Origin of the sequence: uncultured Comamonas sp., from assembly GCF_964277875.1 — a bacterium.
Classification (GTDB): Bacteria; Pseudomonadota; Gammaproteobacteria; order Burkholderiales; family Burkholderiaceae_C; genus Comamonas; species Comamonas sediminis.
The window spans coordinates 111,391-137,956 of record NZ_CAXYJV010000034.1; the positions used below are offsets into that span (position 1 = coordinate 111,391).

The 26,566-nt window shown below is 66.6% G+C and carries 23 protein-coding genes and 1 riboswitch; of the genes, 11 read left to right on the plus strand and 12 right to left on the minus strand.

Annotated features, from left to right (window positions below; all coding sequences use genetic code 11):
- Window positions 1-4: 4 nt before the first annotated feature.
- A complete protein-coding gene (gene rplM, locus ACHWUQ_RS12465) occupies window positions 5-433 on the minus strand; it encodes a 50S ribosomal protein L13 (protein WP_230780412.1) in 429 nt (142 codons plus the stop codon).
- A 334-nt stretch (window positions 434-767) separates the two neighbouring features.
- On the opposite strand from rplM, the gene ACHWUQ_RS12470 reads away from it, so the two are divergent.
- On the plus strand, window positions 768-1,655 hold the full coding sequence (locus ACHWUQ_RS12470) for a 23S rRNA (adenine(2030)-N(6))-methyltransferase RlmJ (RefSeq protein ID WP_312410947.1): 888 nt from the start codon (window positions 768-770) through the stop codon (window positions 1,653-1,655).
- A gap of 85 nt (window positions 1,656-1,740) precedes the next feature.
- Here the strand turns inward: ACHWUQ_RS12470 and ACHWUQ_RS12475 are convergent, their stop codons facing one another.
- From ACHWUQ_RS12475 to ACHWUQ_RS12495, 5 genes are all read right to left on the minus strand, one after another.
- Window positions 1,741-2,583 carry a septal ring lytic transglycosylase RlpA family protein gene (locus ACHWUQ_RS12475; protein ID WP_394681323.1) on the minus strand — a complete coding sequence of 281 codons (843 nt, stop codon included), beginning with the start codon at window positions 2,581-2,583 and terminating at the stop codon, window positions 1,741-1,743.
- 71 nt (window positions 2,584-2,654) lie between these two features.
- On the minus strand, window positions 2,655-3,482 hold the full coding sequence (metF, locus tag ACHWUQ_RS12480) for a methylenetetrahydrofolate reductase [NAD(P)H] (protein ID WP_133857436.1): 828 nt from the start codon (window positions 3,480-3,482) through the stop codon (window positions 2,655-2,657).
- A 23-nt stretch (window positions 3,483-3,505) separates the two neighbouring features.
- Entirely contained in the window at window positions 3,506-4,708 is a 1,203-nt protein-coding gene (locus tag ACHWUQ_RS12485) for a TlyA family RNA methyltransferase (RefSeq protein ID WP_394681324.1), read from the minus strand.
- Window positions 4,709-5,102: 394 nt separating this feature from the next.
- Entirely contained in the window at window positions 5,103-6,533 is a 1,431-nt protein-coding gene (ahcY, locus tag ACHWUQ_RS12490; RefSeq protein ID WP_116927713.1) for an adenosylhomocysteinase, read from the minus strand.
- Window positions 6,534-6,607: 74 nt separating this feature from the next.
- Window positions 6,608-6,706, minus strand: a riboswitch (S-adenosyl-L-homocysteine riboswitch).
- An 18-nt stretch (window positions 6,707-6,724) separates the two neighbouring features.
- The gene (locus tag ACHWUQ_RS12495; RefSeq protein WP_394681325.1) at window positions 6,725-7,429 is read right to left on the minus strand and encodes a response regulator; all 705 of its coding nucleotides are present in this window, start codon (window positions 7,427-7,429) and stop codon (window positions 6,725-6,727) included.
- 112 nt (window positions 7,430-7,541) lie between these two features.
- Here ACHWUQ_RS12495 and cobG point away from each other — a divergent pair, with 112 nt between their 5' ends.
- Genes cobG through cobJ form a run of 4 tightly spaced genes read left to right on the plus strand, consistent with a single transcriptional unit; the run spans window position 7,542 to window position 10,993 of the window.
- Complete coding sequence (cobG, locus tag ACHWUQ_RS12500) at window positions 7,542-8,816, plus strand: precorrin-3B synthase (RefSeq protein ID WP_394681326.1); 1,275 nt, start codon at window positions 7,542-7,544, stop codon at window positions 8,814-8,816.
- Window positions 8,816-9,445, plus strand: coding sequence for a precorrin-8X methylmutase (locus tag ACHWUQ_RS12505; protein WP_239809498.1), 630 nt, complete (start codon window positions 8,816-8,818; stop codon window positions 9,443-9,445). The genes cobG and ACHWUQ_RS12505 overlap by 1 nt, the downstream gene beginning before the upstream one ends.
- Window positions 9,435-10,196, plus strand: coding sequence for a precorrin-2 C(20)-methyltransferase (gene cobI / locus ACHWUQ_RS12510; protein ID WP_394681327.1), 762 nt, complete (start codon window positions 9,435-9,437; stop codon window positions 10,194-10,196). The genes ACHWUQ_RS12505 and cobI overlap by 11 nt, the downstream gene beginning before the upstream one ends.
- On the plus strand, window positions 10,190-10,993 hold the full coding sequence (gene cobJ / locus ACHWUQ_RS12515; protein WP_312463510.1) for a precorrin-3B C(17)-methyltransferase: 804 nt from the start codon (window positions 10,190-10,192) through the stop codon (window positions 10,991-10,993). Before cobI ends, cobJ begins: the two co-directional genes overlap by 7 nt.
- Here cobJ and ACHWUQ_RS12520 read toward each other — a convergent pair.
- Window positions 10,963-11,721: a cobalt-precorrin-6A reductase gene (locus ACHWUQ_RS12520; RefSeq protein WP_394681328.1), complete on the minus strand. Its 759-nt coding sequence runs from the start codon at window positions 11,719-11,721 to the stop codon at window positions 10,963-10,965. The two genes, cobJ and ACHWUQ_RS12520, sit on opposite strands and share 31 nt — an antisense overlap.
- On the opposite strand from ACHWUQ_RS12520, the gene cbiE reads away from it, so the two are divergent.
- Genes cbiE through cobF form a run of 4 tightly spaced genes read left to right on the plus strand, consistent with a single transcriptional unit; the run spans window position 11,720 to window position 15,070 of the window.
- The gene (gene cbiE / locus ACHWUQ_RS12525; RefSeq protein ID WP_394681329.1) at window positions 11,720-12,913 is read left to right on the plus strand and encodes a precorrin-6y C5,15-methyltransferase (decarboxylating) subunit CbiE; all 1,194 of its coding nucleotides are present in this window, start codon (window positions 11,720-11,722) and stop codon (window positions 12,911-12,913) included. The two genes, ACHWUQ_RS12520 and cbiE, sit on opposite strands and share 2 nt — an antisense overlap.
- Entirely contained in the window at window positions 12,910-13,389 is a 480-nt protein-coding gene (locus ACHWUQ_RS12530) for a cobalamin biosynthesis protein (RefSeq protein ID WP_394681330.1), read from the plus strand. Before cbiE ends, ACHWUQ_RS12530 begins: the two co-directional genes overlap by 4 nt.
- A complete protein-coding gene (cobM, locus tag ACHWUQ_RS12535) occupies window positions 13,386-14,234 on the plus strand; it encodes a precorrin-4 C(11)-methyltransferase (RefSeq protein WP_394681331.1) in 849 nt (282 codons plus the stop codon). Before ACHWUQ_RS12530 ends, cobM begins: the two co-directional genes overlap by 4 nt.
- Entirely contained in the window at window positions 14,231-15,070 is an 840-nt protein-coding gene (gene cobF / locus ACHWUQ_RS12540; RefSeq protein ID WP_394681332.1) for a precorrin-6A synthase (deacetylating), read from the plus strand. Before cobM ends, cobF begins: the two co-directional genes overlap by 4 nt.
- Here cobF and ACHWUQ_RS12545 read toward each other — a convergent pair.
- The 5 genes from ACHWUQ_RS12545 to kdpF form a co-directional block, all read right to left on the minus strand.
- Window positions 15,052-17,742, minus strand: coding sequence for a DUF4118 domain-containing protein (locus ACHWUQ_RS12545; protein WP_394681333.1), 2,691 nt, complete (start codon window positions 17,740-17,742; stop codon window positions 15,052-15,054). The genes cobF and ACHWUQ_RS12545 overlap by 19 nt on opposite strands.
- A 25-nt stretch (window positions 17,743-17,767) precedes the next feature.
- Window positions 17,768-19,855: a potassium-transporting ATPase subunit KdpB gene (gene kdpB, locus ACHWUQ_RS12550; protein WP_394681334.1), complete on the minus strand. Its 2,088-nt coding sequence runs from the start codon at window positions 19,853-19,855 to the stop codon at window positions 17,768-17,770.
- On the minus strand, window positions 19,852-20,550 hold the full coding sequence (kdpC, locus tag ACHWUQ_RS12555) for a potassium-transporting ATPase subunit KdpC (RefSeq protein ID WP_394681335.1): 699 nt from the start codon (window positions 20,548-20,550) through the stop codon (window positions 19,852-19,854). The genes kdpB and kdpC overlap by 4 nt, the downstream gene beginning before the upstream one ends.
- 79 nt (window positions 20,551-20,629) lie before the next feature.
- Complete coding sequence (gene kdpA / locus ACHWUQ_RS12560; protein ID WP_394681336.1) at window positions 20,630-22,339, minus strand: potassium-transporting ATPase subunit KdpA; 1,710 nt, start codon at window positions 22,337-22,339, stop codon at window positions 20,630-20,632.
- Window positions 22,340-22,459: 120 nt separating this feature from the next.
- A complete protein-coding gene (gene kdpF / locus ACHWUQ_RS12565) occupies window positions 22,460-22,555 on the minus strand; it encodes a K(+)-transporting ATPase subunit F (RefSeq protein WP_027010947.1) in 96 nt (31 codons plus the stop codon).
- Between the two features lie 245 nt (window positions 22,556-22,800).
- Here kdpF and ACHWUQ_RS12570 point away from each other — a divergent pair, with 245 nt between their 5' ends.
- Window positions 22,801-23,799, plus strand: a complete 999-nt coding sequence (locus tag ACHWUQ_RS12570) for an acyltransferase family protein (protein WP_394681337.1) — start codon at window positions 22,801-22,803, stop codon at window positions 23,797-23,799.
- A 216-nt stretch (window positions 23,800-24,015) separates the two neighbouring features.
- Window positions 24,016-25,641, plus strand: coding sequence for a peptide chain release factor 3 (locus tag ACHWUQ_RS12575; RefSeq protein WP_230780523.1), 1,626 nt, complete (start codon window positions 24,016-24,018; stop codon window positions 25,639-25,641).
- Window positions 25,642-26,566: the final 925 nt, after the last annotated feature.

Sequence of the window (26,566 nt, forward strand, 5' to 3'; positions counted from 1 at the left end):
CTCCTTAGATTTCCAGCACTTTAGGCTGTTGGGCGGTGTGAGGATGCTCATCACCACCGTAGACCTTCAGCTTCTTGATCATGGCGTAGCCCAGAGGACCCTTGGGCAGCATGCCCTTGACAGCCTTCTCGAGCGCACGGCCAGGGAACTTGGCTTGCAGGTCGCGGAAGTTGGTGGCAGTGATGCCGCCGGGGAAGCCCGAATGACGGTAGTACACCTTGTCCGTGTTCTTGGTACCAGTGACCTTGAGCTTGGAGGCGTTGATGATGACGATGTAGTCACCGGTGTCAACGTGAGGTGTGTAAATGGCCTTGTGCTTGCCGCGCAGACGGAGTGCCACTTCGCTGGCGACACGTCCGAGCACCTTATCGGTGGCGTCAATCACAAACCACTCGTGTTGCACCTCAGCGGGTTTTGCGCTGAATGTAGACATGAGTTTTCTCTTTCAATAGAGGGTTTGGCGAATCCTTTTCCGCGGTCGGTGCTTCTTCTAGACGCCAGGAACTTGCGCAGGAAGCCTCTTAGGCGGGATACCCGGTTGCCGCGTAACCTTGCGGGCCCACTGCAACCAGTCTTCGCCGCGGGATTCATAAAAATCGCTGCGAAGCTCTCCATTATAAAAGCTTTTGCGCAAAGCGTAAAGTGCCTCCTCACATCCCCCAAAGGGCCGGGTTCGGGTGTATTCCGGGGTTTTTTGGCGTCCATAACCGCTGCCGCATGCCCCTTTGGCGCCGTAGCACGGCGCATATCGCTACCATTGGCGCCCTATGTTCAGTTACCGCCACGCCTTCCATGCCGGCAATCACGCCGATGTGCTCAAGCACACCATCCTGATTGCATCCCTGCAATACATGACGCAAAAAGAGGCGGCATTGGTTGCGCTGGACACCCATGCCGGGGCGGGCCTGTACCGCCTGGACGGCGACTACGCCACGACCAGTGCCGAGGCCGACGAAGGCATTCGCCGCCTCGAAGGTGCCAAGGACCTGTGCCCCATGCTGCAAGACTATGTGGACATGGTCAAAGCCTTCAACACCAGCAGCACCTACAAGGTCTACCCGGGCTCGCCCTTCATCGCGCAGCGCCTGCTGGGCGACCGCGACAAGCTCAAGCTGTTTGAGCTGCACCCCACCGACTGCCGTTCGTTGACGGGCAACATCGCGCAGTTGAAGGCCGGCCGCCAGGTCCAGGTGCTGCTGGAAGACGGTTTTGAAGGCGTGAAGAAATTCCTGCCCCCGCCATCGCGCCGCGCGTTCCTGCTGTGCGACCCGAGCTACGAGATGAAGACCGACTATGGCCGCGTGCTCGACATGGTGGCCGACAGCATGCAGCGCTTCCCCACCGGCACCTATGCGGTCTGGTACCCGATCATTCCGCGCCAGGAAGCCCATGACCTGCCGCGCCGCCTCAAGACCCTGGCCAACAAGTTTGGCAAGAGCTGGCTCAATGCCGAGCTGACGGTCAAGAACAGCAAGATCACCACGGCCATGCGCCAGGGTGAGGAAAAGCGCCCCGGCCTGCCTGCCAGCGGCATGTTCCTGATCAATCCGCCCTTCACCCTGAAGGACCAGCTCAAGACCGCGCTGCCCCAAATGGCCGAGCTGCTGCAGCAGGACAGCAATGCCGGCTATGTGCTGGAGAGCGGCGGCAAGTAAGCACCGCCAAGCCAGTCAGCCGCCATAGAAAAACGCAGGCCATCCATCGGATGGCCTGCGTTTTTTGCTTTTGTGCGCTGAGGCTTTATCTTTTGCGCCGTGCTGCAGCCGCTGCCTTGCCAGACTTGGCCTGTGCCTTGGTGGCTGGCACCACGGCCCGCACACGGCCACGGTGTTGCACCGCCGCCTTCGCTGCCGGCTGGCCGCGCGCACCATTACCGGCCAACGCACCGCTGCCGCGCCGCCCGGCCAGCACAAACGATGGGCAGTCGTCGTCATCGTCATCGAGGGTCCACAGCTCCACCGGCTTGATGCCCAGGCCCAGCATGCCCAGCTCCTGGGCAGCGCCCTGGCTCAGGTCGATGATGCGGTCGCCGGCATAAGGCCCCCGGTCATTGATGCGCACCACCACCGCCTTGCCGGTGACCATGCTGCGCACACAGACCTGGGTGCCAAAAGGCAGGGTTTTGTGTGCTGCTGTCAGGCCTTCTTTGTCAAAGCGCTCGCCATTGGCCGTCTTGCGGCCATGGAACTGGCCGCCATACCAGGAGGCCATGCCTTGCTGGTCGGCTGATCGGTAAGGGTCTTGCTTGAGGGCGGGAGGAATGTCGGGCACATCCCAGGGGCGGGACAGCCCATCGATGCTGCTGAGCGGTGCCGACGGCGGCAGCACCAGGCCCAGGCCACGGCGCTCACCGGCCAGTGCCAGTTCCTCTGGAGCGGTCGAGGTGATGGCCGCCTCTGTAGCGGAGCGCTCCGGCGGGGTAAATGCGGCTTCGGGATGCACAGGGCCGGGCGCGGTGCTGTCTGCTTGCGCCGGCGGCGTGCCATCGACATCGCTGGGCACATGCACGCAGCCACCCGCCAGCGCGGCCAGGCTGACAGCGGCCAGCCAGCCTCGGCATCGCGATCGTGTGGATGAGGGCAACAGCAACTCCTGGTCTTTCCGCGCTTGGGCACATTCGAGGCCACCACGCTGCAAGACCACAGCGCTGTTGGCTACAGCCCCAGCCGGTCGCAGATCGCCAGTGTGGCTGCGCTTTGGTTCATGGTGTAGAAGTGCAGACCGACGGCACCACGGCGGCGCAGGTCCTCGCACATCTGGGTCACTACATCCAGGCCAAAGGCACGGATGCTGGCAACATCATCTCCATAGCCTTGCAGTCGCAGACGAATCCAGCGCGGGATCTCGGCACCGCAGGCATCCGAAAAGCGCATCAGCTGCGTCGATCCGGTGATCGGCATAATACCCGGGATGACCGGCAGGTCCACACCGCGTTTTTGTAAATCTTCTTGAAATCTGCAAAAGGCATCGGCGTTGAAGAAGTACTGCGTGATGGCCGAATCTGCCCCGGCTTTCACCTTGGCCAGAAAGGCCTGCAGGTCCGCTTCCGGGCTGCGCGCTTGCGGATGCATCTCCGGATAGGCAGCCACTTCGATGTGGAAATCCTGGCCGAATTCGTCGCGGATAAACGTCACCAAATCGCTGGCGTAGTGGAACTCACCGCCCAGGCCGTAGCCGCTGGGCAGGTCGCCGCGCAAGGCCACCAGGCGCTTGACGCCCATGTCCTTGAGCTGCTGCAGCTGCGCACGCACGGTCTGCTTGGTGGCGCCCACACAAGAGAAATGCGAAGCCGCATCCACACCTTCATCGAGGATGGCCTTGACCACGCCAAAAGTGCCCTCTTGCGTGGAGCCGCCCGCGCCATAAGTGACCGAGCAAAACTGGGGCTTGCGCGCATACAGCGCCTGGCGCACGACGCGCAGCTTCTCAGCGCCTTCGGGCGTCTTGGGCGGGAAAAATTCAAAACTGATCGGAAAAGACATCAGCGTCTCCAGGTCCTCAACACTTAACGTTCGTTGCGCTTTTTCTGCTTCGAGCGCGCGGGCCCCGGCTGTCCAAAACTGGCCGCTTCGGGGTCCACGTACAGCTCCTGCAGATCACGCTTGGCACGCATATCGGCACGCGAGGGGCGCTTGGCAGCGGCCTTTTTCGCAGGCGCTGCCGGGGCATCCGCACTGGCATCGGCAGCTGCAGGCACGGGCGCCTTGACGACCGCGCCTTGCTGGGCATGCACAAAGAACTCATGGTTGCCGTCGCCGCCATCGATGGCCGAATCCATCCATTGCTTGACCTCCAGGCCCAGCTCGGCGAGGCAGGCGCGGATGCGCTGTTCCACCTCGGCATACAAGGCCTTGTCGCGCACAATGCCGCCCTTGCCAATCTGGCCGGGCTGCAGCTCGAACTGGGGCTTGACCAGCATCAGCAGCTGGCCGCCGGGCTTGAGCACGTTCACCACCGCTGGCAGCACCAAGGTCAGCGAGATGAAGGACAGATCGCCGGTGACAAAGTCAAACTCGGGGCGGATATCGATGTTCTCGGTACCGGGTCGGCGGCGGCGCTCGACGGGGGCCGTGCCTTCGGCCTTGGCGCGCTGCTTGGCACTGCGCTCAGCCTTGAAGTCCTCGATCTCCTGCTCTTTGGCGTCCTGGCTGTCGTCGTATTCGTCATCGACCTGGCCGCCATTGCGCATCCAGGCATAAGGGGCCACCGGCTGGGTGTCGTTGTCCTCTTCTTCCAGCACGATCTCGGTCAAGGCCAGATCGCAGGCCGCTTCCAGGGATTCAGGCGTCAGCGCGCGGGCATTGAAGCCCTCGACACAGACCACACGCTCATCGGCGCGCAGGCGCTCGTGCAGTTGGCCCGTGCCCACATCGACACCGATCACCTGCCGGGCACCGGCCTGCAGCAGGCAGTCGGTAAAACCCCCGGTGCTTTGGCCCACGTCCAGGCAGCGCAGATCCTTGACCACCAGGCCGGTCGCCGCCAACGCGCCTTCCAGCTTGAGGCCGCCGCGCGAGATGTACTTGGCTTCCGAGTCATCGAGCAGCTCCACATCGGCGCCTGCTGGAATCTCGTCACCGTTCTTGGCCACCTTGATCCAGGGGGCCAGCGAGGTGGTGCGCCACTGCACACCCGCAGCAATCAGGCGCTGCGCCTGCGAGCGGGTCGACGCCAGGCCCGTTTCCACCAAAAACACATCTGCGCGCATGCGCGTTCCTTCAATCAAAACGACCGGCCGGCCCGCCAGGCGGAGCAGCCAGTCTTCACAACAAATGCCCTAGGGACCCTCTGCAAAACTCCCTGCCGTGGTCTGAACGCGGTCTCGGGCGATCCGCTTCGTTGTCTTCCTTGTCAATAGCTACGGCTATTGACTGCAAAAGACGCCTTGCGGCTCATCCCGATCCGCGTCCATCCCGCTTGGCGAGGGTTTTGCAGAGGATCCCTAGAGGGCTGCAGCGCCAGGCGGCACCGAAGAGTGTCACCTAGCGCTGCCCCAGAGGCGCCAAGACGGCCCATGAGACGAGGCGCAAAGCCGCAGGCAGTACAAGCGTACGACAAGGCGAAGCAACGACGTATCAGGGGCCGTATTAGCGGCTCCTGGCTTAGTAGCGGTAGGTTTCGGGCTTGTAAGGGCCTTCCTTCTTCACGCCAATGTAGTCCGCTTGCGCCTGGGTCAGCTCGGTCAGCTGGGCGCCGACCTTCTTCAGGTGCAGGCGTGCGACCTTCTCGTCCAGCACCTTGGGCAGCACATAGACCTTACCCACTTCGTAGGCGTCGGGGCGGGTGAACAGCTCGATCTGCGCCAGGGTCTGGTTGGCAAAGGAGTTGGACATCACAAAGCTGGGGTGGCCGGTGGCGCAACCCAGGTTCACCAGGCGGCCCTTGGCCAGCAGGATGATCTTCTTGCCATCGGGGAAGGTGATGTGGTCGACTTGCGGCTTGATCTCTTCCCACTCGTACTTCTCGATCGATGCGACATCGATTTCGTTGTCGAAGTGACCGATGTTGCAGACGATGGCCTCGTCCTTCATCGCGACCATGTGCTCGTGGCGGATGATGTCCTTGTTGCCGGTGGTGGTCACGAAGATGTCGCACTTGTCAGCAGCGTACTCCATGGTCACGACCTTGTAGCCTTCCATCGCGGCCTGCAGGGCGTTGATCGGGTCGATCTCGGTCACCCAGACCTGGGCGCGCAGGGCGGTCAGCGCCTGGGCGCAGCCCTTGCCCACGTCACCGTAGCCAGCGACCACGGCCACCTTGCCGGCGATCATCACATCGGTTGCGCGCTTGATGCCGTCCACCAGCGATTCGCGGCAGCCGTAGAGGTTGTCGAACTTGGACTTGGTCACCGAGTCGTTGACGTTGATCGCGCGGAACAGCAGCGAGCCGTTGGCCGACATTTCGTTCAGGCGGTGCACGCCGGTGGTGGTCTCTTCGGTCACGCCCAGAATCTGGGCCGACTTGCGGCTGTACCAGGTCGGATCGACGGCCAGCTTGGCCTTGATCGCAGCAAACACGATCTTCTCTTCTTCGCTGCCGGGGTTGGCCAGCACGGAGATGTCCTTCTCGGCCTTCTTGCCCAGGTGCATCAGCATGGTGGCATCGCCACCGTCGTCCAGGATCATGTTCGGGCCTTCGCCTTCGGTGCCCTTGGCGCCGAATTCAAAGATCGCGTGGGTGTAATCCCAGTAGTCCTTCAGCGACTCGCCCTTGATCGCGTACACGGGCACGCCGGTTTCGGCGATGGCGGCAGCGGCGTGGTCCTGGGTCGAGAAGATGTTGCACGAGGCCCAGCGCACTTGGGCGCCCAGGGCCGTCAGTGTCTCGATCAGCACGGCGGTCTGGATGGTCATGTGCAGCGAGCCGGTGATGCGCGCGCCCTTCAAGGGCTGGGCAGCAGCGAACTCTTCACGCACGGCCATCAGGCCAGGCATTTCGGTTTCGGCGATCTTGATTTCCTTGCGGCCCCAAGCGGCCAGGGAAATATCGGTAATCGCAGAGTCAGCGGGATTGAAGCGAACAGCAGCGTTCATGGTTTTCTCCAAAAATTGAATGAAAAACCACGTTCCGCGGAAGAAGGGGAAAGACCATCTCACCGCACAGAAAGCGTGGGTGAGCGTCGTTGCGAGATGAAATCCGAGCCTCACGCCCCGTGGTGGTCTGGCGCCTGGCTAGACTGGGAAACGCTGCAACGCTCCTCGGATGGAGTGCGATTATAAGGGCATCAGCCCTGTAACCCCACCAGGCGGTAGCCCACTTGCAGCTCGGTGAGCAGATGCCGGGGCTGGGCCGGCTCGGCCTCGATCTTCTGGCGCAGGTTGGCCATGTGCACGCGCAGGTAATGCGGCCGGTCCAGGTACTCCGGCCCCCAGACCTGCAGCAGCAGCTGGCGGTGCGTCAGCACCCGGCCCTGGCCGGCAATCAGCGCCGCCAGCAGCCGGAACTCGATAGGGGTCAGGTGCACGACCACGCCCGCCTGGCGCACCTCATGCGTAGCCAGGTCCACCTCCACATCGCCAAAACGCACCGTGCTGCCGGGCTTGTCGCCCCCGCTGCGCTGGCCCCGGCGCAGCATCACGCGCAGCCGCGCCAGCAACTCGGGCACGCCAAAGGGCTTGCTCAGGTAGTCATCGGCGCCAGCGTCCAGTGCGGCCACCTTTTCCTCTTCCTGGTCGCGGGCCGAGAGCACCAGCACCGGCAGCCCACTCCAGCCGCGCAGCTCGGTGATCAAGGTCTTGCCATCGGCATCGGGCAGGCCCAGGTCCAGCACCAGCGCATCGGGCTGCCGGCTGGCCGCCTCGATCAGGCCGCGCCGGGCGCTGTCGGCTTCAAAGACCTGCCAGCCTTCGTCCTCCATGGCCAGACGCACAAAGCGGCGGATATTGGGATCGTCGTCCACCAGGAGGATGCGGGGGGCTGCAAGCGTCATGCGCCCGATTGTGACAAAAAACCGGGGTGGTTTGCGCCTGTGTACCGAGAGGAAGCGGGCACTTCGCTACACTTCAGCACCCTGGCACTGCCGCTGCACTGCCGCCTGCCCCATGTTTGCAAGCCCACCTTCTTCCCCTCCACAGACCCAAGGCTGGTGCCCTGGCGCCTGGCAGCCCATGGCCTCCGGCGATGGGCTGGTGGTGCGGGTGCGGCCGCCGCTGGGCAGGCTGTCGGCCGCGCAAGCACAGCGTCTGGCCGAGCTGGCAGAGGCGCATGGCGCCGGCCTGCTGGAGCTCACCAGCCGCGCCAATATCCAGCTGCGCGGCGTGGCCCCCGATCAGCACAGCAGCCTGCTCGATGCGCTGGCCGCCCAAGGCCTGCTGGACCCTGACGCACGCCAGGAGCAGCTGCGCAACCTGGTCATCGACCCGCTGTGCGCACCCGATGACGGCGTGCTGACACTGGCCAAGGCACTGCAGCAGGCGCTGGTGGCCGACACAGCGCTGGATGGCTTGCCCGCCAAGTTTGGCTTCTCGCTGGCCAGTGGCCGCCATGGTGGCCTGGCCGAGGTGGCCGCCGATGTGCAGCTGGTGCGCGATGGCACCCAGGGCTGGCGGCTGCAGGTGCCCGGCCAGCCCGTCGCCTGGCAGGCGGACAGCGCAACCCTCACCGTGCAAGCCGCGCTGGTACTGGCCCGCTGGTGCGCCGCCCAGGCCCGCGCACGGCGTGCAGCGGGTGAACACCCGGGCCGCCTGCCCCAGCTGCTGCGCCAGGCGCAGGCCCAGCCAGGCGCATGGCCGCCCTTGGCCTTGCCCGCTGGCCTGCGAGAAGTCCCCTCTTATCTGCCTGCCGATGGCAGCCCAGCACCTGGCTGGCAATGCGGCCTGGGCCTCTTGGTGGCCGCGCCGCTGGGCCGGGTCACTGCCGGCGCACTGGCACGCCTGGCCCGCAGCGGCATCAGCGGCCTGCGGCTGACCCCCTGGCGCATGCTGCTGGTCGAAGGCCTGGCGCCTTCCGGCAGCGCGGTGCTGGCAGCGGCAGGCCTGGACGACCCCGCGCACTGGATCCGCGATCCGCAAGATGCCCGCCTGCGCGTGTCGGCCTGCAGTGGCGCGCCCGGCTGCCGCCAGGCGCGGGCGCCCACGCAGGATCTGGCGCTGGCGCTGGCCCCCCATGTGCCCAATGGCGCGCACCTGCATGTCTCGGGCTGCGCCAAGGGCTGTGCACGCCAGCTGCCGTCGACCGTGACCTTGGTGGCGCAAACGGGCCCGGAGGGGCCCGTGTTTGGCTACGCCCGCGATGCGACGGCCCAGGCCGCCCCCGATTCCCGCTGGAGCGCGCGCAGTCTGCGCGACAATCCCGGGCTGATGTTTGAAGAAATCTGATGGTTCATACCTACGAAACCAATGGCGCCGAGATCTATCGGCAGTCTTTCGCCACCATTCGCCGCGAGGCCGACCTGCAGCGCTTCACCCCGGGTGAGGAGCGCGTAACGGTACGCATGATCCATGCCGCCGGCATGGTCGAGCTGGCCGCGCATGTGCAGTTCTCCGCCGGTGTCGTGGCCGCCGGCCAGCGTGCGCTGGAGGCGGGCGCTCCCGTGCTATGCGATGTGCGCATGGTCAGCGAAGGCATTACCCGCTCGCGCCTGCCCGCAGGCAATCCGGTCATCTGCACCCTGCACGAGCCCGGTGTGGCCGAGCTGGCGCAGAAGATGAACAACACCCGCAGCGCCGCGGCGCTGGAGCTGTGGCGCCCACACCTGGCCGGCGCCGTCGTGGCGATTGGCAATGCGCCGACCGCCCTCTTCCACCTGCTCAACATGCTGCAGGACCCGGGCTGCCCCCGCCCAGCGGCCATCATCGGCTGCCCGGTGGGCTTTATCGGCGCGGCCGAATCCAAGCAGGCGCTGATGCAGGACCTGCCCGTGCCCGCGATGATCGTGCGCGGCCGCCTGGGCGGCTCGGCGATGACCGTGGCCGCCGTCAATGCGATGGCCAGCCATGTTGAATAAGAGCAGCCTGGCCGCGCCGGGCCTCATCTGCGTGGGCCTGGGCCCGGGCGACCCCGAGCTGATGAGCATCAAGGCCGACCGCCTGGTGCGCGGCGCCCGCCATGTGGCCTTTTTCCGCAAAAAAGGCCGGCCCGGCAAGGCCCGCCAGCTGGTCGAGGGCATGCTCAACAGCCAGGCTGCCGAGTACCCGATGGAGTACCCGGTGACCACCGAGATCCCGGTGGACAGCCCCGCCTATGTGCAGCAGCTGGCGCAGTTCTACGATGACTGGTGCCTGCGCCTGGCCGCGCTGGCCAAGCAGGAGCAGGTGGTGGTGCTCTGCGAGGGCGACCCCTTTCTCTACGGCTCCTTCATGCACCTCTACACCCGGCTGCGCGCGCGCGGCGATGTGGACCTGCAGGTGGTGCCTGGCATCCCCGGCATGGTGGGCTGCTGGCATGCCACCGGCGAGCCCATCACCTGGGGTGACGATGTGCTGAGCGTAATGACGGGCACCCTGTCCGAAGACGAGCTGGTGCGCCGCATGGACACGGCCGATGCGCTGGTGGTGATGAAAGTGGGCCGCAACCTGCCCCGCATCCGCCGCGCACTGGCCCGCGCAGGCCGGGCCGATGCCGCCTGGCTGGTGCAAAACGGCACCACCGAGCAGCAGCAGGTGGCGCGCCTCTCAGACGTGGGCGACGAGGTCTGCCCCTACTTTGCGATCGTGCTGGTGCATGGCCAGGGCCGCCGCCCGGAGGCCGCATGGTAGGCCGCGGCCAGCTGACGATTGCCGGCCTGGGCCCCGGCGGCCTGGAGCAGATCACGCCCGCCGTGCTGCAGGCCTTGCTGGCGGCCGACGCGGTCGTGGGCTACTTCCCCTATGTGGCGCGTGCGCAGGCCCTGGTGGCGCAGAGCGCGCCGGCGGGCAGCCGCCAGCCGCAATGGCTCGCGTCGGACAACCGGGTGGAGCTGGAACGCGCCCAGCAGGCGCTGGAACTGGCAGCCCAGGGCCGCCAGGTCGTCGTGGTCTCGTCCGGTGATCCGGGCGTGTTCGCGATGGCATCGGCAGTGTTTGAAGCCTTGGAGCGCGCGCCAGGTGCGCAGGCCGAGCGCTGGCTGGCGCTGGATGTGCAGGTACTGCCCGGCGTTACCGCGATGCTGGCCGCCGCCGCCCGCGCAGGCGCGCCGCTGGGCCATGATTTTTGCTGCATCAATCTGTCGGACAACCTCAAGCCCTGGCCGGTGATTGCCCGCCGCGTGGCACTGGCGGCCGAGGCCGATTTTGCGATGGCCTTCTACAACCCGCGCTCGCACAGCCGGCCCGAGGGCTTCAACCGCCTGCTGGCCCTGCTGCGCGCGCATTGCGAGCCCGAGCGGCTGCTGGTGTTTGCCCGCGCCGTCTCCACGCCCGAGGAATCGCTGCAGGTCTGCAGCCTGGCCGAGGCCCAGCCCGAGATGGCCGATATGCGCACCGTCGTGCTGGTGGGCAACCGCCTCACCCGCCGCGTGGGGCGCTACACCTACACACCGCGCTATTACGGTGATGTGGACGGCAAGGCGCCATGACGGAGCCAATGCATGACCGCCGCCACGCTGTCGGTGCGCGGCCGCAGCGGCAGTGCCGGGCGCTGCACCATCACGACCGGCAGGCCCAGCGCACGGGCAGCGTCGATCTTGCCCTGCGTGGCGGAGCCGCCGGCATTCTTGGCCACCAGCCAGGCGATGCCGTGCTGCTGCAGCAAGGCCAGGTCGTCCGCCATGCTGAAAGGTCCCCGGCCCAGCACCACCGTATGCCGGGGCAGCGGCAAGCTGCCGGCCTGGGGTGCATCGACCAGGCGCAACAGGTAATGGTGCTGCGGGCAGGCGGCAAAGGCATCGAGCCGTTTGCGCCCCACGGCCAGAAACACCCGGCTGGGTGCCTGGGGCAGCGCGCTGGCGGCATCGGCCATGCTGGCCACATCGGTCCAGCGGTCGCCGGGCTGCGCCTGCCAGGGCGCGCGCTCCAGCGCCAGCAAGGGCGTGCCGGTGGCTTCGCAGGCCGCGCAGGCGTTGCGGCTCATCTGCGCAGCAAAGGGATGGGTGGCATCCACCACATGGCTGATGCCCTGGGCGCGGATAAAGTCCGCCAGGCCCTGGGCCCCGCCAAAGCCGCCGCTGCGTGTGGGCAGCGGCTGGGCCAGTGGTTGCTGGGTAACCCCGGCATACGAGAAGCAGGCCCGCACACCCGCCTGGTGCAGGGCCTGGGCCAACTCGCTGGCGCCGCTGGTGCCGCCCAGCAGGAGAACATGCGTCATGACTGATCCCTGGTTGACGTTGATAGGTTTGAACGAGGATGGATTGTCAGGCCTCAGCGCAGCGGCTCAGCTGGCATTGGACCGGGCTGAGCTGGTATTTGGCGGCCCCCGCCATCTGCAGCTGGCCGCCATCGATGCGCGTGGCCGCCCCTGGCCCCAGCCTTTTGATGTGGCCCCGGTGCTGGCCGCGCGGGGCCGGCGGGTGGTGGTGCTGGCCTCGGGCGACCCCTTCTGGCATGGCGTGGGCGGCAGCCTGGCCGCGCACCTGCGCCCTGAGGAATGGCGCTGCCATGCCCAGCCCTCGACTTTTTCACTGGTTGCCGCCCGCCTGGGCTGGCGGCTGGAAGCCTGCGACTGCCTGGGCCTGCATGCCAGCCCCATCGCACAGTTGCTGCCCCGCCTGGCGCCTGGCCGACAGCTGATCACCCTGCTGCGCGATGGCGACGCCGTGCGGCAACTGGCCGATTGGCTACGCGAGGAAGGCTGGGGCCAGAGCCCCTTGTGGGTGATGGAAGCCGTGGGCGGCCCGCGCGAGCGCTGCCGCATGCTGCGCGCCGATGAGGCCGCCACTGCGTTGCAGGCCGACCCGGCGCAGGCGCCCGTGACCGTGGCCTTTATAGCCCAGGGGGGCCCTGCCTTGCCGGCCGTGCCCGGCAGGCCCGACAGCTGGTATGCCCACGATGGCCAGATCACCAAGGCACCGGCGCGTGCGCTGACCCTGGCCACCTTGGCCCCCCGGCCGGACGAGCGGCTCTGGGACATTGGCGGCGGCTCGGGCTCGGTGGCCGTGGAATGGTGCCTGGCCGGAGGCCTGGCCATCAGCATTGAGCAGCATGCCGCGCGCGTGGACAACATCCGCCGCAATGCCGAGCGCTTTGGCCTGCAGGCCCGCATGCAGGTGGTGCACGGCCTGGCGCCAGAGGCTTTGCAAGACCTGCCCGCGCCCCAGGCCATCTTTGTTGGCGGCGGTTTTGACACCGCGCTGTTTGCCGCGCTGCGGGCCCACATGCCCACAGGCTGCCGCCTGGTGGTGAATGCCGTGACCTTGGAGACCCAGGCGCTCTTGGTGCAGCTGCATGGCGAGCTGGGCGGCCAGCTGCTGCAGCTGGAGCTGTCCAGCGCGGCAGCGCTGGGCCGCATGCGCAGCTGGAAGGCCGCGCGCCCGCTGGTGCAGTGGAGCTGGCAGGCATGACGGCAGCAGCGCCGCACCGCTGCGTGGTGCTGGGCATGGGCTTGCGTGCCCAGGCCCAGGCCGCCGACCTGCAGGCGCTGTGGCTGCAGGCCCGGCAGGACCAGCCCGCGCTGGCCCATTTTTGCGCGGTGGCGGTGCTGCAAGGCAAGGAGCAGCGGCCGGCGCTGCAGCAGTGGGCCGCGCAGCTGCCGTTTGCGGTGGCGATAGTCGCGGTGGCCGAGCAGGCCCTGCCCGCGCAAGCGGTGGTGACGCAGTCGACCCGTTTGCTGGCGCGTTACGGCACCGGCAGCGTGGCCGAGGCCGTGGCCCTGTCTGCGGCCGCACCCGCTCCCCGCTTGCTGCTGGCCCGCCTGGTGGCCGGCGACGGCAGCGCCACCCTGGCCGCCGCACTGCGCGAGCGCGGCACCACCCCCTATTGTTGTCTGGCAGCGGGCCTGCGCCCGGCTGATCCACAAACCCAAGGAGTTACGGCATGACCGTGCATTTCATCGGCGCCGGCCCCGGCGCTGCCGACCTGATCACCGTGCGCGGCCGCGACCTGATGGCCAGCTGCCCCGTCTGCCTCTATGCGGGCTCGCTGATCCCGCGCGAGCTGCTGGCCCATTGCCCGCCCGGCGCGCGCATCGTCAACACCGCGTCGATGAGTCTGGACGAGATCATTGAAGAAATCCGCGCCGCCGATGCGCAAGGCCAGGATGTGGCGCGCCTGCACTCGGGCGATCTGTCGGTCTGGTCGGCCATGGGCGAGCAGCTGCGCCGCCTGCGCGCGCTGGGCATTGTCTACAGCGTGACGCCGGGCGTGCCCTCGTTTGCCGCGGCTGCCGCCACCCTGGGCGCCGAGCTGACCCTGCCTGGTTTGTGCCAGTCGGTGGTGCTGACGCGCACCTCGGGCCGCGCCACGGCGATGCCCGAGGGCGAGCAATTGGCCGCCTTTGCCGCGACCGGCGCGGTGCTGGCGATCCACCTGTCCATCCATGTGGCCGAGAAGGTGCAAAGCGAGCTGCTGCCGCACTATGGCGCCGACTGCCCGGCTGCCATCGTCTGGCGCGCCAGCTGGCCCGATGAAACCGTTGTGCGCACCACTGTCGGCCAACTGGCCCAGGCTGTTGCGGCCAGCATGGAGCGCACCGCCATCATCCTGGTGGGCCGCAGCATCAGCGCCGAGGACTTTGGCGAGAGCCGCCTCTACGCCACCGACTACGACCGCCGCTACCGGCCCCAGGGCACCGAGCCGCGCTTTCCGGCGCCGCAGGCGGCGGTGGATACTGCCACCGACCGGCCGCTCGCAGCGGCGCCAGCGGACAGCGAAGGCCAGGCATGAGCAGCAGCTTGCCGCCGGTCACGCTGAGCCTGATCGGCATCGGCACCGGCAACCCCAACCACCTGACCCGCCAGGCCATCGCGGCGATGAATGCAGCCGACCTGCTGCTGCTGCCCCACAAGGGCGAGGACAAGGCCGAGCTGGCTGCGCTGCGCCAATCGCTGTGCGACGCCGTGCTGCAGCAGCCCGCGCCGCAGACGGCCGGCTTTGACATGCCCGAGCGCCGCAGCCAGGGCGATGACTACCTGAACCAGGTCGATGAATGGCATGCCGCGATCACCCTGCGCTGGCAAGCTGCGATTGCGCAGGCGCTGGAGAGCGGCTTGGTGCCGCGTGCGGATAACGGCGTGCTGCAGGTGGCGCTGCTGGTCTGGGGCGATCCATCGCTGTACGACAGCACCTTGCGCATTGCCGCGCGCATGCAGCCCGCGCCGCTGCAAGTCACGGTCATCGCCGGCATCACCTCGATGCAGGCGCTCACGGCCGCACATGCGATCGCCGTCAATGACATTGGCCAGCCCTTCACCGTCACCACGGGCCGCCAGCTGCGCGAGCAAGGCTGGCCAGCCGGGGTGGACACGCTGGTGGTGATGCTCGACGGCCAGTGCAGCTTCAACAGCCTGCCGGCGGCGCAGGCCCGCGATGTCTACATCTGGTGGGGTGCCTACCTGGGCATGGCCCAGCAGTGCCTGGCGCATGGCCCGCTGGCCGAAGCGGCCGAGCGCATTGTGGCCATGCGCGCCGCAGCGCGCGCCCGGCATGGCTGGATCATGGATATCTATCTGCTGCGCCGCCTGCCCGGTGCAGCACCCTCCGGTCAATCGAGCGCAGGCTGAGGCAGCACCGGCAGCGCCAGGCTGAACACGGCCCCCGGCCCGGGCTCGGCCGCAGCGGCATGCAAGCTGCCCCCATGGGCCTGCACAATGCGCTGGGCCAGCGCCAGCCCCAGGCCGATGCCGGAGATGCTGGACTCGGCATGGCCCCGGCTGAAAGGCGCAAACAGCTGATCGGGCGCCAGGTGCGCGGGCAGGCCCGGCCCACGGTCCTGCACCCGCAGGAGCAATTGGTCGCGCTCGGCCTGCGCCGTCACGAGCACAGCGGTGCCTGCCGGTGTGTACTTGCTGGCGTTGTCCAGCAGGTTGACCAGCACCCGCTCCATCATCCCGGCATCTATCCACAGCAGCGGCAAACCGGCCGGCAGCTGCAGCTGCACCGGGTGCTCGGCCAGGCGCCCACCCAGCTGGCGCAACGCGCTGCCGACCAGCTCATCGACGGGGATCCAGGCGCGCTGCAGGTGCACGCCATCCTGCTGCAGCCGGGCCATCGCCAGCAGGTTGTCCACCAGCTGCTGCAAGGCCTGGGCCTGGTTGCGGATCTGCACCAGCATGTCCTGCGCGGGGCCAGGCGGCGCATGCGGCAGCCCGGCCTGGGCGGCACCCAGGATGCTGGTGAGGGGCGTGCGCAGGTCATGCGATACCGACGACAGCAAGGTATTGCGCATGCGCTCGCCCTCCATCGCCACCTGGGTCTGCTGGGCCACCTCGACAAAGTGCACACGCTCCAGCGCCAGCGCGATCTGGCTGGCACAGGCGTCCAGCAGGCGGCGTTCCTCGGGCACCTTGAGGCGCTCGGGCGTGCGCAGCTGCAGCACCAGCACGCCGCGCGCCCGCACCGGCGCCATCAGCGGCACGTAGAGCGCCTCCGACGCCGCCAAGGTGTCCGTGCCCCGGCCGGCCATCTGGCTGTGCTCCATGCTCCAGCGGCCCACGCTGCTGTCTATCGCCGCCTCGCTGCCAGGCGCTACCTGCAACTGCTCTTGCGCATCGGGCAGCAGCAGGCCCGTGCGCGCATCGAACACCCCCGATACCGTCGTCAGCGCCGTCTGCACGACCTGCGCCTGCGTCAGTGCGCCCGACAGATCACGGGCCAGGCGCGCCAGCGCGCCGGCGCGGCGCTCGCGCTCTGCCGCCACCCGGGCCTCATGCCGCAGCCGCGCCATCAGCTGGCCGCAAACCAGCGCGACGCCCAGCATCAGGCAGAAGGTGAAGATGTACTGCGTGTCATTGACGCCGAAGGAGTTGCGCGGCGGCACAAAGCAAAAATCAAACAGCAGCACCGACAACAGCGCCGCCCAGGCGCCCGGCCCCCGGCCCCAACGCAAGGCCGACAGCACCACCACCAGCAAAAACAGCATCACCACATTGGCGGGGTCAAACACCTGCAGCAGTGCCTGCGCCAGCAGCGCGGCTGCGCCGCAGGCCAGGCTCGCCCCCAGGTAGCCGCGCCAGGGCCACGGCGCCTCCCGCACCGGCGCGGGCTCGGGCCGGTTGCGCGGCCGGGGCACGGACAGCAGCAGCACATCCAGGCCCGGGTCCAGCCGGGCAATCTGCTCGGGCAGGCGCGATGAGGCCCAGGGCCACCAGCGCCGCGCCGCCGGCGGCACGCGGGCCAGCACCAGGTGGCTGGCATTGCGCTCACGCGCAAAATCGACCAGGGCCGCAGCGACCTGCGCACCCGGAATCGTCGCGGTATCCGCCCCCAGGCGGCCGGCCAGCGCCAGCGTTTTGAGCACGGCCTGCTGTGACTGCGCTGAGCGGTGCTGGCGCGCCGGCGCATCGACGTACACCACCATCCAGTCGGCCTCCAGCCGCCGGGCCAGCCGTGCCACCTGGCGCACCAGCGCGTCGTCTCCAGCCTGGCCGCTGACGGCAACCAGCAGGCGCTCACGCGTCGGCCAGACATCGCCGATGGCGCGCTCGCGCCGGTAGTCGCGCATGTCCTCATCGACCCGGTCAGCGGTGCGGCGCAGTGCGAGTTCGCGCAGGGCCAGCAGGTTGCCCAGGCGGAAGAAATGGTGCGAGGCCCGCTCAGCCTGCTCCAGCGGGTAGATCTTGCCGGCCTTGAGGCGCTTGAGCAGCTCCTCGGGGGGCAGGTCGACGACGATGACCTCGCTGGCGTCGTCAAAGATATGGTCGGGCACGGTCTCATGGACCTGGATGCCGACAATGCCGCTGACCACATCGTTGAGGCTCTCCAGGTGCTGCACATTGAGCGTGGTCCAGACGTCGATGCCGGCATCGAGCAGCTCCTGCACATCCTGCCAGCGCTTGGGATGGCGCGACCCAGGCGCATTGCTGTGGGCCAGCTCGTCGAGCAGCAGCACCTGCGGGTGGCGTGCCAATGCGGCATCCAGGTCAAAGGCCTCGCGCTGGCGGCCCTGGTGGGCCAGCATGCGGCGGGGCAGCAGCTCCAGGCCGTGCAGCTGCTGCACGGTCTCGGCCCGGCCATGGGTCTCCACCAGCCCCACCAGCACCTGGCGGCCCGCCTGGCGCTCGCGCTGCGCGGCCGCCAGCATCGCATAGGTCTTGCCTACCCCGGCATTGGAGCCAAAGTAGATGCGCAGCTTGCCCCGCGCCGCTTGCTGCTGGTCGGCCTTGAGCTGGGCGACCAGCGCGTCCGGGTCGGGCCGTGCGGCGGCGGCGCTGGGGGTATTGCTGGGGTGGGGCATGGTGGCGCTATTGTGGGGCAAGCCCTTAGACCAGGCCAGTGGCGGTCAGCAGCATGTCGATCAGCTTGATGCCGGCAAACGGCACCAGCAAGCCTCCCAGACCGTAGATCAGCAGATTGCGGCGCAGCAAGGCAGCCGCTCCCACGGCCCGGTAGCGCACGCCGCGCAAGGCCAGCGGCACCAGCGCGATGATGATCAGCGCATTGAAGATGACCGCGCTCAGAATGGCCGAATCGGCACTGTGCAAACCCATGATGTTGAGCGACGCCAGCTGCGGGTAGGTGGCAACAAAGGCGGCCGGGATGATCGCAAAGTACTTGGCCACATCGTTGGCAATGCTGAAGGTGGTGAGCGCGCCGCGCGTCATCAGCATCTGCTTGCCGGTCTCCACCACCTCGATGAGCTTGGTGGGGTTGCTGTCCAGATCGACCATGTTGGCCGCTTCCTTGGCAGCCTGGGTGCCACTGTTCATCGCGACCGCGACATCGGCCTGGGCCAGTGCCGGCGCATCGTTGGTGCCGTCGCCGGTCATGGCCACCAGGCGGCCAGCGGCCTGGTGGCTGCGGATCAGCTGCAGCTTGTCCTCAGGCCGGGCCTCGGCCAGGTAGTCGTCCACGCCGGCCTCGGCGGCGATGGCGGCGGCCGTCAGGGGGTTGTCGCCGGTCACCATCACGGTCTGGATGCCCATGCGGCGCAGCTGCGCAAAGCGCTCGCGCATGCCGGGTTTGACAACGTCCTTGAGCTCGATGACGCCCAGCACCTGGGCGCCCTCGGCCACCACCAGCGGCGTGCTGCCCTTGCGCGAGACGCTCTCCACCGCCAGCTGCACGGCCTGCGGAAACTGCCCGCCCAGCGACTCGACATGGCGGCGCAGCGCATCGGCCGCGCCTTTGCGCAGGCTGCGCAGGCCAGTGGGGCCGGCCAGGTCCAGTCCGCTCATGCGGGTCTGGGCGGTAAAGGGCACCGGCTGGGCCTGGGCGGAGTCGAGTGCAGTAGCGCTCAGTCCATGGCGCTCATGGGCCAGGGCCACCACGCTGCGGCCTTCCGGGGTGTCATCGGCCATCGACGACAGCAGCGCGGCCTCGGCCAGCAGCGCAGCGCTCACGCCAGGCGCTGGCAAGAATTCGCTGGCCTGGCGGTTGCCCAGGGTGATGGTGCCGGTCTTGTCCAGCAGCAGAACGTCCACATCGCCCGCGGCCTCGACCGCGCGGCCCGAGGTGGCAATCACATTGGCCTGCATCATGCGGCCCATGCCGGCCACGCCAATGGCCGACAGCAGACCACCGATGGTGGTCGGGATCAGGCAGACCAGCAGCGCCACCAGCACGGCGATGCCGACTGCACTACCGCTGCCCGATTGCGCCACCGCAAAGACCGAGAACGGCCAGAGCGTGACGATGACCATCAGAAACACCAAGGTGAGCCCCACCAGCAGAATGCCCAGCGCCAGCTCGTTGGGGGTCTTCTGGCGCTTGGCCGATTCGACCATGGAGATCATGCGGTCCAGAAACGACTCGCCCGGGTTCACCGTGACCTCGACCACCAGCCAGTCGGACAGCACGCGCGTGCCGCCGGTCACCGACGAGAAATCGCCGCCGGCCTCGCGCACCACGGGGGCCGATTCACCGGTGATGGCGCTCTCATCGACCGAGGCCACGCCTTCGACCACGGTGCCGTCGAGCGCAATCACATCGCCGGCTTCCACCAGCAGGAACGTGCCCTTGGTCAGGCTGCTGGCGGGCTGGGCCGTCCAGGCGGCGCCATGCTGCGCCTGCTGCAGCACCTTGGCAACCGTATCGCGCTTCATGCCGCGCAGGCTGGCGGCCTGGGCGCGGCTGCGCCCTTCGGCCAGGGCCTCGGCAAAGTTGGCAAACAGCACGGTGAACCACAGCCAACCGGCAATGGCCAACGTAAACCCGCTGCTGCCCTGTGCCGTCAGCAGATTCTGCAGCCACAGCAGGCTGGTGAGCCAGGCGCCCAGGTAGACCACAAACATGACCGGGTTGGTCCATTGCAGGCGGGGCGAGAGTTTGCGCAGCGCATCCCAGGCAGCGGCCTGCAGCAGTGCCAGATCTGCGAGGCCAGCCGATGCCGTCAGTTTTTTCGTGTTCATGGTTGGCTCCGGGTTGGCAATGCGTCCAGCGCCATGTTGAGCGCCAGCACGTTCACGCGCGGCTCACCGAGCAGGTAGCCGGTGCGCTGCTGCGTAGCCTGGTCCAGCAACTGCTGCACCTGGGCGGGGGGCAAATGCCGCTCGCGTGCCACGCGGGGCAGCTGCAACTGGGCATTGGCGACCGAGATATGCGGGTCCAGGCCCGAAGCCGATGCGGTGACCGCATCGACCGGCACGGCCGCATCGGCAGCCAGGCCGTTGGTGCTGCGGTACTGCGCCACACGTTCGGCCACGCTATCGGCCAGCCCCTGGCTGCTGACGCCCTGGTTGCTGGCGCCGGACAGTCCGGCGTTGTAGGGCGCAGCGATGCTGGCCCCTTCCTGCTTGGGATCGGGCGCCGTCGTGGCGCTGGGCCGGCCATGGAAGTAGCGGGCGCTGTCAAACTGCTGGCCGATCAGGGCCGAGCCCACAATCTGGCCGTCGCGCAGCACCAGCGAGCCATTGGCGGCGTGGGGCAGCAGCGCCTGGGCGACGCCGGTGGTGGCCAGCGGGTAGGCGACGCCGCACAGCAGCAGCACCAGCACGGCAGCGCGGGCACTGCTGCCCAGGGTGCGGCCCCAGCCTGCGGCGGCGGGGGCGGCGGCCTGCTGCGCGCCGGGCGCTGGCAGGCGTTTATCGGAATCAAGGCTTGTCATGTTTTTCTCCTGCGGGCACGGCCTGGCCATGCCCCGGTTCGCTTCACATCAGTTGCAAGTTCGGGTCAAAGGCGGGGGCTCAGGGGTAGAGCTGCCCAGCCAGCATCTGCAGGTGCTCGACGACCGGCCCCAGCGCCAGCGCTGGCAAAAAGGTGAGGCCACCGACGACCAGCACCACAAACACCAGCAATCCGGTGAACAGCGGCGTAGCGGTGGGGAAGGTGCCGGCACCGGCGGGCACGCTGGCCTTGCTGGCCATGCTGCCGGCCACCGCCAGCAGCGGCAGCAGGGTCAGGTAGCGTCCCATCAGCATCGCCAGGCCCACCGTGGTGTTGAAGAAGGGCGTGTTGGCATTAAGCCCCGCAAAGGCCGAGCCGTTGTTGGCGGTGGCCGAGGCATAGGCGTAGAGAATTTCCGAGAAGCCATGCGGGCCCCGGTTGTTCAGGCTGTCGGCAGCGCCCGGCCAGAGCATGGCCAGCGCCGTCCAGCCCAGAATGCAGGCGGGGTGGGCCAGCACCGACAGCATCACCAGCTTGATCTCGCGCACCTCGATCTTCTTGCCCAGGAACTCCGGCGTGCGCCCGATCATCATCCCGGCCAGGAACACCGTCAGGATGGCGTACTGCAGCAGGTTGATAAGGCCCACACCATCGCCGCCAAACACACAGTTGAGCATCATCAGCGCTAGGGGCGTGATGCTGCCCAGCGGCGTGAGCGAGTCATGCATGGCATTGACCGAGCCGGTGGTGGCCGCCGTGGTGGCCGTCACGAACAGGGCGGTATCGGTGATACCAAAGCGCAGCTCCTTGCCTTCCATATTGCCGCCCGATTGGGTGGCGCTCCACTGCTGGTCGGCACCGGCGCGGGCCAGCAGGCTGCTGCCGTTTTGCTCGCCCGTCCAGACCAGGGCCAGAAAGCCCAGGAAGATGATCAGGCTCGCCCCAAAGAACACCCAGCCCTGGCGGCGCTTGAGCAGCATCGCGCCCAGCGCATAGGTCATGCCGGCAGGGATCAGCAGCATCGCCAGGATGTGCAGCATATTGGTCAGCGGTGTGGGGTTTTCGAAAGGATGGGCCGCATTCATGCCGAAGAACCCGCCGCCATTCGTGCCCAGGTGCTTGATGCTCTCGAGGCTCGCGACCGGGCCCATCAGCAGCTGCTGGGTGCGGCCACCATCGATGGTGTGGGCCAGCACCTCGGTGCCCAGGGTTTGCGGCACGCCCTGCCAGACATAGACCAGCGCCAGCAGCAGCGACAGCGGCAGCAGCACGCGCCAGAGCATGCGCACAAAATCCACCCAGTAGTTGCCGATGTCCCGGCTGCCTGCACGGGCCAGCCCGCGCACAAAACCGGCCGCCGCGGCCAGCCCGGCAGCGGAGCCCGCAAACATCAGCCCGGTGATCACGACCATCTGCGTGGCATTGCTCAGGCTGTTCTCGCCCGCATACGCCTGCCAGTTGGTGTTGGTGATGAAGGATGCGGCGGTGTTGAACGCCAGGTCCGGTGTCTGCGCGGCGTTCTGCAGCGGGTTGAGCGGCAGGCTGCCCTGCAGCCGCAGCAGCAGGTAGCCCAGCAGCATCAGCAGGCCGTTGCTGAGCACCAGCACCGCGCCGTAGCGCTGCCAGCCCATGCGCTCTTGCGGATCCACACCCATGGCGGCGTAGGTCCAGCGCTCCAGCCGGCTGTCGTGCGCACTGGTAAAGCAGCGTGCCAACCACCACCCCGCAGGGATGGTGAGCAGCACCAGCACCGCCACGAAGGCGGCATATTCGATCCAGACTAAACCCATGTCAGCCCCCGCTCAGATGCGCACCAAGGCGCGAACAAAGCCCAGCAGGCCCACAAAGCAGGCCAGCGTGAGGCCGACGAATACGAGGTCTTGCAGCATGTACATGGCCCTCTCCCTTTTTCAGAATTTTTCGGGCCGCAACAGCGCGTAACCCAGATAGACAAACAGCGCAGCACTGACCAGCGCGGCCAGCACCTCCACTCCATGGATCCACATGGTTTTCTCCTAATACGCCGATTCCAGGCCACCCAATGCGGCCCGGCGCGGCGTGGTGTTGCACAGGCAAAACGCCTGCAGTGGAGCCAATGTAGGTTTGGCCGCATCAAGCAGGCGCTGAGAATGCGCAGGGGGATATCAAGATGGCATCAAGATGGCGACGCCCAGAGGTGATCGGCAGCCGCCCAGGCCATGTATAGTGGTGCCGCGCTTGACCCCACCCCCTTATGCCTACGCCCCCGTCCATGCCCCATCGCAGCAACTCTTTTGACATTCTTCGCATCTGCGCGGCGCTGGGCGTGATCTTTTGCCACCACTACTACATCAGCGGCCGCGAGGGCCCTGCCTGGATGAATGTGGGCATGATTGGCGGCGTGTCGGTGATGACGTTTTTCACGATCAGCGGCTACCTGGTGACCACCAGCTGGCTGCGTGAGCCGCAGGTGTTCAAGTTCTGCGCCAAGCGCCTGCTGCGCCTGTGGCCCGGCATGATTGCGGCGGTGCTGCTGAACATCTACGTGTTTGGCGTGGTGTTTACCGATCTGCCTGCTCGCACATTTTTGACCCATGCCCAGACCTTGGAGTACTTCAAGAACCTGCTGCTCTACCGCGCCTACGTGAACCTGCCCGAGGTGTTTTCCAGCAACCCGCTGAACAACTTGATGAACGGGCCGCTGTGGACCATTCCGATCGAGACCATGTGCTATGCCGCGTTGGCCGTAGCCGGCGTGGTGGGCGTTTTTCGCTACCGCTGGCTGGCCAGCCTGGTGCTGGTGGCCTACATCCTGCTGTTCATGGCGCGCTACAACACCGACTTCACTGGCACGATGATGCATTGGTGGGAGTACCCGGCCTACTTTGCCTGCGGCGCGCTGATCGCGCTGCACCGGGAGCGTTTCCTGGCCCATGGCGCCGCCATCACCTTCGGGCTGATTCCCGTGGCCTTGTTTTTCTGGCTGACGGGCTTGCAACATACGTCGGGCCTGGTGGTACTGCCGGCCTTGCTGATCTTTCTGGGCAGCTGCAGTTCGTCTTTCTCTGGCGCGGTCAGCCGCCTGGGTGATCCTTCCTATGGTGTCTACCTGTCGGGCTGCCCCATCGCCCAGGCGGTGTTTGCCTTGTGGCCGGGCATGAACTTCTATGCCAGCATGGGGCTGTCGATGCTGCTGTCGATGCTGATGGGCTATGTGCTGTGGCATTCGATTGAATCGCCTGCCTTGCGCCTGAAGCGCTATCTGCGCTAGGGACCGGCTGCAAAACTCCCTGCCGTGGTCTGAACGTGGTCCCGGGCGATCCGCGCCCATATCGGTTAGCGAGGGTTCTGCAGAGGATCCCAAGCCTCACCCCCACATGCCCGGATAAACGCTTTCCGTTAAAATGCCCGCAGTCCCAGCCAGCACCTGCTGGCTTTGTTTTTTGGCAGCCCGGTCCCGGGTCTGCGCTCTTTGCTCTTCCGTACTGTGTCCTACGCTCCCGAAACCCAACGCCGCCGCACCTTTGCGATCATCTCCCACCCGGATGCGGGTAAGACCACCCTGACCGAAAAGCTGCTGCTGTTCTCCGGTGCGATCCAGATCGCGGGCGCCGTGAAGGGCCGCAAGGCCTCGCGCCACGCGACCTCGGACTGGATGGAGATTGAAAAGCAGCGTGGTATTTCGGTGGCCTCGTCGGTGATGCAGATGAGCTACCGCGACCATGTCATCAACCTGCTCGACACCCCCGGCCACAAGGACTTCTCGGAAGACACCTACCGGGTGCTGACGGCCGTGGACTCGGCGCTGATGGTGATCGATGCGGCCAACGGTGTGGAATCGCAGACCCGCCGCCTGATCGAGGTCTGCCGCCAGCGCGATACGCCCATCATCACCTTCGTCAACAAGATGGACCGCGAAGTGCGCGATCCGCTGGACATCATGGACGAGGTCGAGCGCGAGCTGGGCATGCCCTGCTGCCCCATCACCTGGCCCGTCGGCCAGGGCAAGAGCTTTGGCGGCATCATCAACCTGCTGACCCAAAGCATGACCGTGTTCGCGCCAGGCAGCGACCGCGGCCCCAAGGATTTCGAAGTCATCCCGCTGAGCGAGAGCGACAAGCTGCGCAGCCGCTTTGGCCAGGCCTTTGACGATGCGCTCGATTCGATGGAGCTGGCCCAGGGCGCCTCTGCCGAATGGAACCATGCCGACTTTCTGGCCGGCAAGCTGACCCCCGTGTTCTTCGGCTCCGGTGTGAACAACTTCGGGGTGATGGAAGTGCTCGACGCGGTCGTGGACATGTCGCCACCGCCCGGCCCCCGCATCGCCTACACCGAGGTCAACCGCAACCGCGAAGAAAAGACCATCCATCCAGAAGACAGCAGCTTCTCGGGCGTGGTGTTCAAGGTGCAGGCCAATATGGACAGCAACCACCGAGACCGCATCGCCTTTGTGCGCGTGGCTTCGGGCAAGTACACCCCCGGCATGAAGATGAAGGTGCAGCGCACCGCCAAGGAACTGCGCCCCACCAGCGTGGTGACCTTCATGAGCCAGCGCCGCGAAGCGGTGGACGAGGCCTATGCCGGCGACATCATCGGCTTTACCACGCACGGCGGCGTGCAGCTGGGCGACACCATCACCGATGGGCCCAACCTGCAGTTCACCGGCCTGCCGTTCTTCGCGCCAGAAATGTTCATGACCGTGGTGCTGAAGAACCCGCTGCGCACCAAGCAGCTGCAGCAAGGCCTGATGCAGCTGGGCGAAGAAGGCGCCATCCAGGTCTTCAAGCCCGATGCCGGCGGCAACATGCTGCTGGGCGCCGTGGGCCAGCTGCAGTTTGAAGTGGTGCAGCACCGCCTGAAGACCGAGTACGACTGCGAAGTGCGCCTGGAAGGCTGCCAGTACACCGGCGCCCGCTGGATCACCGCCGACACCCCCGCCGAACTGCGCGAGTTCGAACACGCCTACCCGCTGCGCCTGGCGCATGATGCGGCCAACACCCTGGCGTATCTGTGCACCAGCCCGTATGACGTGCGCCTGGCGCAAGAGCGTTTTCCGAAAATCCACTTCCATCCGCTGCGCGAGCATGCGGGGTTGGAATTGCAGACGAGCTGAAAACCCTCTCTGCACAAAGCAGCCTTTGTAGAGGCTGACTCGCTGGCTGCAGCACCTCTTGCCCGGCTCACCGCCCTGCCGGGCAAACTTAACCCAGCGGATAACGCCCGATGTATCGCATCGGGCGATCGTGTTTGTGCGATAGCTAGCGTGCTGCTCTTATCAGCTCGGCCAATGTCTACCGTCTTGCACATGGACTGCTCACAATGACCGGCGCAGGGCTCAACAGCGCTGTCGTCAGCATATCTTGACGCGTTCTACCAGTCTCTGCTGAATGCTAACACTGCGCATTTATCTCCAAGCAGTTTCCCGCGCAGAGGACAAGATGCAGTCATAACGACGGCGCTCAGTCCGCCCAAGCATCCGTTTCACTACAGCGCTCTCTCAAAGAACGAATTGCATCACCGGTAGTTGCTGAACTTGGCAATGGCTGCTGGCATGTCATTGCTGCTTCACACGAATGCTGCAGCTGCATTTCTCTATGCCGTGCCCACCCTCCTTACTTGAGACAGATGCGATCTATCGTTGTGCTGGGCCGCGCCAAGCCCATAACCCAGACCTGATTCAAGCCCAGCCACGGTCATCTGCGATGTGGCGATGGTTTTTTACAACGCTCAGTGGCACTTTCTCCAGGCCCCTCTGTCGCGGCTTGAATTAACTCGACTCAACGGAGTTTCGTTGAGTTGCAAATCAGCGTAGGTTAATACGCCGCTGTCGGGTTAGCAGCTGTTCGCACCTTTCCCCCATCCAAATGCAGCAAGGCATGACCTAGGGACCCTCTGCAAAACTCTCTGCCGTGGTCTGAACGCGGTCTCGGGCGATCCGCTGCGTTGTCTTTCTTGTCAATAGCTACGGCTATTGACTGCAAAAGACGCCTTGCGGCTCATCCCGATCCGCGTCCATCCCGCTTGGCGAGGGTTTTGCA